This window comes from Limnohabitans sp. 2KL-17 (assembly GCF_003063415.1).
Classification (GTDB): domain Bacteria; phylum Pseudomonadota; class Gammaproteobacteria; order Burkholderiales; family Burkholderiaceae_C; genus Limnohabitans_A.
Genome location: NZ_NESK01000011.1, coordinates 106,115 through 113,388, shown reverse-complemented (window position 1 = coordinate 113,388; position 7,274 = coordinate 106,115). Strand labels below are relative to the sequence as shown.

8 protein-coding genes and 3 tRNA genes are annotated in these 7,274 nt (G+C 56.6%); all 11 read right to left on the bottom strand.

All coding sequences use genetic code 11. The features are described 5' to 3' along the window. Positions 1-133 (bottom strand): GTP-binding protein (locus B9Z45_RS07335; RefSeq protein ID WP_233252117.1); only part of this gene is annotated, 133 nt, incomplete at its 3' end. Between the two features lie 73 nt (positions 134-206). After that, positions 207-281, bottom strand: a tRNA-Thr gene (locus tag B9Z45_RS07330). A gap of 30 nt (positions 282-311) precedes the next feature. Further along, positions 312-385 (bottom strand) — tRNA-Gly (locus B9Z45_RS07325). An 80-nt stretch (positions 386-465) separates the two neighbouring features. Then, positions 466-551, bottom strand: a tRNA-Tyr gene (locus B9Z45_RS07320). A 61-nt stretch (positions 552-612) separates the two neighbouring features. Further along, on the bottom strand, positions 613-1,374 hold the full coding sequence (locus tag B9Z45_RS07315) for a uracil-DNA glycosylase (RefSeq protein WP_108406560.1): 762 nt from the start codon (positions 1,372-1,374) through the stop codon (positions 613-615). Positions 1,375-1,376: 2 nt separating this feature from the next. Next, the gene (gene trpC, locus B9Z45_RS07310) at positions 1,377-2,165 is read right to left on the bottom strand and encodes an indole-3-glycerol phosphate synthase TrpC (protein ID WP_108406579.1); all 789 of its coding nucleotides are present in this window, start codon (positions 2,163-2,165) and stop codon (positions 1,377-1,379) included. A 91-nt stretch (positions 2,166-2,256) separates the two neighbouring features. After that, positions 2,257-3,285 (bottom strand): anthranilate phosphoribosyltransferase, encoded by a 1,029-nt coding sequence (trpD, locus tag B9Z45_RS07305; RefSeq protein WP_108406559.1) that lies wholly within the window; start codon positions 3,283-3,285, stop codon positions 2,257-2,259. Between the two features lie 38 nt (positions 3,286-3,323). Continuing rightward, a complete protein-coding gene (locus tag B9Z45_RS07300; RefSeq protein WP_108406558.1) occupies positions 3,324-3,995 on the bottom strand; it encodes a LysE family translocator in 672 nt (223 codons plus the stop codon). 12 nt (positions 3,996-4,007) lie between these two features. Then, a complete protein-coding gene (gene ltaE / locus B9Z45_RS07295) occupies positions 4,008-5,078 on the bottom strand; it encodes a low-specificity L-threonine aldolase (protein ID WP_108406557.1) in 1,071 nt (356 codons plus the stop codon). Then, a complete protein-coding gene (locus tag B9Z45_RS07290; RefSeq protein ID WP_108406556.1) occupies positions 5,075-5,653 on the bottom strand; it encodes an aminodeoxychorismate/anthranilate synthase component II in 579 nt (192 codons plus the stop codon). The genes ltaE and B9Z45_RS07290 overlap by 4 nt, the downstream gene beginning before the upstream one ends. Before the next feature lie 4 nt (positions 5,654-5,657). After that, entirely contained in the window at positions 5,658-7,157 is a 1,500-nt protein-coding gene (gene trpE, locus B9Z45_RS07285; RefSeq protein WP_108406555.1) for an anthranilate synthase component I, read from the bottom strand. Positions 7,158-7,274: the final 117 nt, after the last annotated feature.

Below are 7,274 nucleotides of genomic sequence, written 5' to 3'. Positions count from 1 at the left end.
TGGCCGAACCACCGAACTTGGCGGCCAACACGGTGGTGATGGCAGCTGTCAGTGTGGTTTTACCGTGGTCAACGTGACCGATGGTGCCCACGTTGACGTGAGGTTTGGTCCGTTCGAATTTTTCTTTTGCCATATCTTCAACTCCGAAAAGTAGGGGTCAACAACCAAGACAGTGGGCGCGCCAAATCAGATGCGCGTCCCGGAACTGGTGCCCTTGGCGGGAATCGGACCCGCGACCTCTCCCTTACCAAGGGAGTGCTCTACCACTGAGCCACAAGGGCGAAATCTTCTTACAAACTCAACCGAATGACTGGAGCGGGAAACGGGAATCGAACCCGTGTCATTAGCTTGGAAGGCTAAGGTTCTACCATTAAACTACTCCCGCATTGCCTGCATTGCACGAGTGGATGCAATGCCAATGCTTGGAAACCATTTCCATGAATCAAACGATATAAGTCAGTTTGCTGGTGGAGGAGACTGGATTCGAACCAGTGTAGGCGTAAGCCAACAGATTTACAGTCTGCCCCCTTTAGCCACTCGGGCACCCCTCCATAAGCGAGACTCAGATTATGCCATCCTTTTGTGACACGCCGCAAGTTTGGCAACGACTTTTCACCAATTGATGGCTTTTTCTCCGTGGCGTGACCAAAAATCTGCGGCCTGAACAAAGTGGCCGCAGCCCAGAAATGGCTTTGGCGGGCGCATGGCTGACAGCGGGGATGGGTGATTCGCCTGCAAAATCAAATGCCTCTTTTGGCCATCAGCCGCTTCAATCAAGTTCTTTTTGGCTTGCGCATGGGCGCCCCATAGCATGAACACGACAGGCTGCGAATTTTTGGCCACGGCAGTGACCAGCGCATCGGTCAACACCTCCCAACCCCACCGGGCATGGCTGGCAGGCCGCCCCGATTCCACGGTCAAACACGTGTTCAGAAGCAACACCCCCTGCTTGGCCCAATGCACCAAAGACCCTTGGGTCGGCGTCGCCAGGCCCAGACTGCTCTGCAATTCCTTGAAAATATTGCGCAAGCTGGGGGGCAGTCGCACGCCGGGTGCCACTGAAAAAGCCAAGCCTTCCGCCTGGCCCGAACCATGGTAGGGGTCTTGCCCAAGAATCACTGCGCGCACTTTTGGCAACGGGGTCAGGAACAATGCCCTGAATGGCTCCGGCGGATAAATGGTTTGACCTTCTGCCAGTGCATTAAGCAAACGAGCCGACAAGGACTGCCCTTCCGGAGAGGCCAGAAAATCATGAACCAAGGTCGCCCAACCAACGTCCAAGCCTTGCAGGTCTGGCGGCCACCTTTTCAAAAAATCAGCGCCCGTGGGCGCATCCTCAAAACCAAGGTTCTGCTGGGCAGCTGCGCGGGGCATCGTCAGGCAAAGAGTTGGGCCAAGGCCTCACCGGGCTCGGCTGCACGCATGAAAGCCTCACCCACCAAAAAGGCGTTGACCTTGGCATCACGCATGCGTTTGACATCGTCCGCCGTCTGAATGCCGCTTTCTGTCACCAAAAGCCGATCGGTGGGCACATCGGGCAGCATGTCGAGAGTGGTCTGTAAGGACACCTCAAAGGTTTTCAGATTCCGGTTGTTGATGCCCACCAAGCGGGTTTTTAACTTCAGGGCGCGCGACAGCTCTTCGCGGTCATGCACCTCCACCAGCACCGCCATGTCCAGACTGCGGGCCACGGCCTCCATGTCGGCCATCTGCGCATCGTCCAGGCAGGCTGCAATCAGCAAAATGGCATCTGTACCCATTGCTCGGGATTCATAGACCTGGTAGGTGTCGATCATGAAGTCTTTGCGCAGCACAGGCAAATCGCAACTGGCGCGTGCTTGTTTGAGGAAATCAATGCTGCCCTGAAAAAACTGCTTGTCCGTCAACACAGACAAGCAGGCAGCGCCATATTCGGCATAGCTTTGCGCGATGTCCGCCGGAATGAACTCTGCACGCAGAACACCTTTGGATGGGCTGGCCTTTTTGATCTCGGCGATCACAGCAGCTTGCCCAGCTGAAATCTTGGCGCGCAAGGCACCTTCAAAGTCCCGGGTCAAAACGCGGCTCTCAGCATCGGCACGGACAGCAGCCAAGGACTTCTTGGCCAAGGCGGCCGCAACCTCCTCACGTTTGACCGCCACAATTTCGTCAAGAATGTCACTCATGTATTTTTCCTGTTTGGGCTCCGTGGCCCCGTTTTTCGTCACTCAACCCACTCTTCTTTGCAGCGCACGCCCTGCCGCCACAAAACATGGCTCAAACTGCCGTGCGACCAAAAGCCACAAACTGGGCCAGCTTGGCTTTGGCAGCACCTGATTCAATGGCCAATCGCGCACGCGCAAGACCATCTACCATGCTGCTGGCGACATTGGCTGCATACAAGGCGGCGCCTGCATTGATCATGACAATGTCTCGCGCAGCCCCGGGCTCATTGTCCAGCACACCCCGCAGCATGGCCATCGACTGCTCAGGCGTATCCACCTTCAAGGTGCGGTTGCTCGCCATGGACAAACCAAAATCTTCAGGGTGAATTTCGTATTCTGTGATCTGGCCGTTCTTGAGTTCACCCACCAAAGTGGCTGCCCCCAGACTGATTTCGTCCATGCCATCGCGGCCATAAACGACCACGGCATGCTCGGCCCCCAAACGCTGCAAAGCACGCACCTGAATGCCCACCAAATCGGAGTGGAAAACCCCCATCAGGATGTTGGGGGCGCTGGCTGGGTTGGTCAGTGGCCCCAAGATGTTGAAGATGGTCCTGACGCCCAGTTCCTTGCGCACTGGTGCGACGTTTTTCATGGCGGGGTGGTGGTTGGGCGCGAACATGAAGCCGATCCCGACTTCTTCTATGGACCGCGCAATTTGCTCTGGAGAGAGATGGATGTTGCCCCCCAACGCCTCCACCACATCGGCACTGCCTGATTTGCTGCTGACACTGCGGCCACCGTGTTTGGCGGTTTTGGCGCCCGCTGCAGCGGCCACAAACATGGCGCAGGTCGAGATGTTGAAGGTGTGGGCACCATCTCCACCCGTGCCCACAATGTCCACCAAATGGGTGGGGTCAGCCACATGCACCTTGGTAGAAAACTCGCGCATGACCTGCGCTGCAGCGGTGATCTCGCCGATGGTTTCTTTTTTCACACGCAAGCCGGTGATGAGTGCGGCCGTCATGACGGGAGTCAGCTCGCCATTCATGATCATGCGCATGATTTTCAGCATCTCGTCATGAAAAATTTCACGGTGCTCAATGGTACGTTGGAGGGCTTCCTGAGGGGTAATGGGCATGGGCGTCTTCCTTACAAATAAGCAATTTTTTCAGGGCATCAATGCACGGGTGCGTCGGTCATGGCCAGCTTGAGACCAAAACCGACAAACATAAGACCCGCCAGACTGTCCAGCTTGCGCAGTCCAAGCTGCAGCGCGCTTGCTCGTTGCGACAGCCAGGACGCGGCCAGCGCCCAGGCCATACATATCAGCAAGCCATTGAAATTAAACAGGCAGCCCAGAAGCACAAATGTCCAGGCAGGATCTGGGGAGTTGGCAGGTATGAATTGCGGCACAAATGCCAGGAAAAACAGCGCGACCTTAGGGTTCAGTGCATTGGTGGCAAACGCCTTGAAAAAAACTGCTCTCGAGTTTGGACTGTTGTCGCTTGCAGCGCCAGTCTGCGAAACGGGGTTTTCAGTCCAGCCCTCACCAGCGGTGAGTGCAGTGGTCTTCAACAAACGCACGCCCATCCACATCAGATAAGCAGCGCCCAGCCATTTGATCAAATTGAATGCTGACGCAGAACTGGCCAGCAAAGCGCCCAAACCACAAGCGGCAATCGCCACATGCACAAAACAACCTGCGGTGATGCCCCACGCAGCCACCAGACCCAAGCGAGCGCCCCCACGCAACGACTGGCTGACGATGAAAATTACGTCAGGGCCGGGCGTGAGGTTCAGCAGCACACCGGCCAACATGAACATCAGGATTTGCTGGGCTTCTGGCATGGCTTGCAACGATCAGTAAACACCGAAAGCCCCTTGAGCACGTGAAGCCTCAGTGGATTGACTGCCCATGTGGCGGCGAATGCACACCAGTGCATGGTCAATCCCTTCGGCATCCACACCCATGTGGGTCACAAAGCGCAGACCGATCAATCCGGTGGCCAGAACACCGTGGGCTTTCAAGTCGCTCAGCAACGCAGGACCACGGTCATCGGCCACATCCACAAAAACAATATTGGTTTGAACCGACCGCACGCTCAGTCCTTCAATGCCGAGCAACCCTTGGGCCAAGCGCTGGGCCAATGCGTGATCGTCCGCCAGACGGTCCACATGGTGGTCCAGCGCATGCAAAGCAGCTGCCGCCAGAATGCCGGACTGACGCAAGCCACCACCCAATACTTTGCGCCAACGCAGCGCCTTCGCGATCAGCTCTTTGCTACCGCACAAGGCAGAACCGACAGGCGCACCCAAACCCTTGCTGAAACACACGGAAACGCTGTCAAAGTGGTCCACGATCCGGCGCACGCTGTCGGCCACAGTGCCTCCTTGGGCTTGTGCCACGGCGGCGTTGAACAGACGGGCGCCGTCGAAGTGCGTAGCCAGGCCATGTTGCCTGGCCAAACCTGTCGCTTGCGCGAGATAGGCCTGTGACATGGGGTGACCATTCCAGGTGTTTTCAAGAGCCAGCAAACGGGTGCGTGCAAAGTGACAATCCACCGGTTTGATGGCGGCAGCGATGTCGGCCAGCGCCATTTCGCCCGAGGTGTTTTGTGCCAGCGGTTGCGGCTGAATGCTGCCCAGCACAGCGGCGCCCCCGCCTTCGTAGCGGTAGGTGTGCGCGTTTTGTCCAACGATGTATTCGTCACCGCGTTCGCAATGCGCCATCAGGGCGCACAGATTGCTCTGCGTTCCGGAGGGCATGAACAACGCAAACTCTTTGCCTGTGATTTGCGCAATGCGTTCTTGCAAGGCATTGACCGTAGGGTCATCGCCAAATACATCATCGCCCAATGGGGCTTTCAGCATGGCATCACGCATCGCCGCCGTGGGCTGCGTGACCGTATCGCTGCGCAGGTCAATGATCATGGTCGTGATAGAAAGTTATTGAGCATGGCGTGCCCATGCTCGGTCAGGATGGATTCCGGGTGAAACTGCACGCCCTCAATGTCAAGCTCCTTATGGCGAACACCCATGATCTCACCATCTTCTGTCCAGGCCGTGACTTTCAGGCAGGGTGGGCAAGTGGCCGCATCAATCGCCAGGGAGTGGTAACGGTTGACGGTAAATTGCTTCGGCAAATCCGAAAATACGCCCTCTTGTGTGGTCGTGATCAGACTGGTCTTGCCATGCATCAGCTCTTTGGCGCGCACGATCTTTCCACCAAATGCGGCGCCTATGCTTTGATGCCCCAAACAAATGCCCAAAATGGGCATCTTGCCCGCGAAATGCTGAATGGCGGCCACCGAAATGCCAGCCTGAGCAGGGGAACAAGGGCCTGGCGAAATCACCAGCCGGTCAGGGCTGCGTGCATCGATGCCTTCGAGGGTGATTTCATCATTGCGAAAAACCTCGACCTCTGCGCCGAGTTCGCCAAAGTACTGAACGATGTTGAAGGTGAAGGAGTCGTAGTTGTCGATCATGAGGAGTTTGATTTTTTTCATGACTTCACTCCAGGCCTTCTTCGACCAACTCGCTTGCCCGCAACAAGGCGCGCGCCTTGTGTTCGGTTTCTCGCCACTCCATCTCGGGCACTGAATCGGCCACGACACCAGCTGCCGCCTGAACATACAAGGTCTGGTCCTTGATGACGGCCGTGCGAATGGCAATGGCCACATCCATGTCACCGGCATAGCTGATGTAGCCGCAGGCCCCCCCATAAATACCGCGCTTGACGGGCTCGAACTGGTCGATCAACTCCATGGCATGGACCTTGGGTGCGCCCGTCAGCGTGCCCGCAGGGAAAGTGGCCTTGAGCACATCCATGTTGGTCATGCCCTCTTTCAGTACGCCCTCGACATTGCTCACGATGTGCATGACATGGCTGTAGCGCTCGACCACAAAAGCCTCGGTCACCTTGACCGATCCGATTGTTGCAATGCGGCCAATGTCGTTGCGTGCCAAGTCGATCAACATCACATGCTCAGCCCGCTCTTTCGGGTCATTGATCAGCTCGTGCTCTGCTGCTTTGTCTAATTCGGGGGTGGCGCCTCGGGGTCGCGTTCCAGCCAAGGGGCGAATGATGACTTTGGCACCCTGTTCCGTTTGCTCCTGACGAACCAGAATTTCCGGGCTGGCGCCCACCACATGGAAATCTCCAAAGTTGTAGAAATACATGTAGGGGCTGGGGTTGAGCGAACGCAGCGCACGGTACAAGGACAAGGGGCTCTCGGTGTAGCGCTTTTTGATGCGCTGGCCCACCTGCACCTGCATGAAATCACCTCCCGCGATCAGTTCTTTGGCACGCTCGACAGCAGCGATGTAATCGGCTTTTGCAAAGTCACGTTCGGCGGGGTATGACTGGGTGGGTTTGACCACCGGGGCACTGACCGAATACCTCAACTGCTCCTTGAGGTCTCGCAGGCGTTTTTTGGCGCTCACATAGGCTTCAGGCGTGGCGGGGTCGGCATAAACAATCAAATACAGCTTGCCCGACAAGTTGTCGATCACCGCCAATTCTTCGCATTGCAACAGCAGGATGTCGGGGGTTCCCAAAGTGTCCAGTGGACAGGATTTTTCGAGTTTTTTCTCGATATAGCGCACCGCGTCGTAACCGAAATAGCCCGCCAAACCGCCGCAAAAACGTGGCAAGCCCGGACGCAGGGCAACTTTGAAACGCTTTTGATACTGTTCAATGAAGTCCAGCGGATTGCCTGTTGCGGTCTCGATCACCATGCCATCACACACCACTTCAGTCTTGGCGTCAGAACCAAATCCGCTGGCCCTCAGCAGCGTACGCGCAGGCAAGCCGATAAAGCTGTATCGGCCAAAACGCTCGCCACCCACAACAGACTCCAGCAAGAAGCTGAACTTGCCATTGTCTTTGGTGTGTGCCAGCTTCAAATAAAGTGACAAGGGGGTTTCCAGGTCCGCAAAGGCCTCCAGCATGAGGGGTATGCGGTTGTAGCCTTGGCTGGCCAGGCTTTTGAATTCAAGTTCGGTGATCACGGGCAAGAGCCTCCAAAAAGCTCAGCGACCTCAGGCGAGGTGCTTTTCATTCATCCAGGTGCCCAGCCAATGCTGGGTGCGGGTTGCGGCAATGCCGCACAGCGTAGGGGTCAGGCT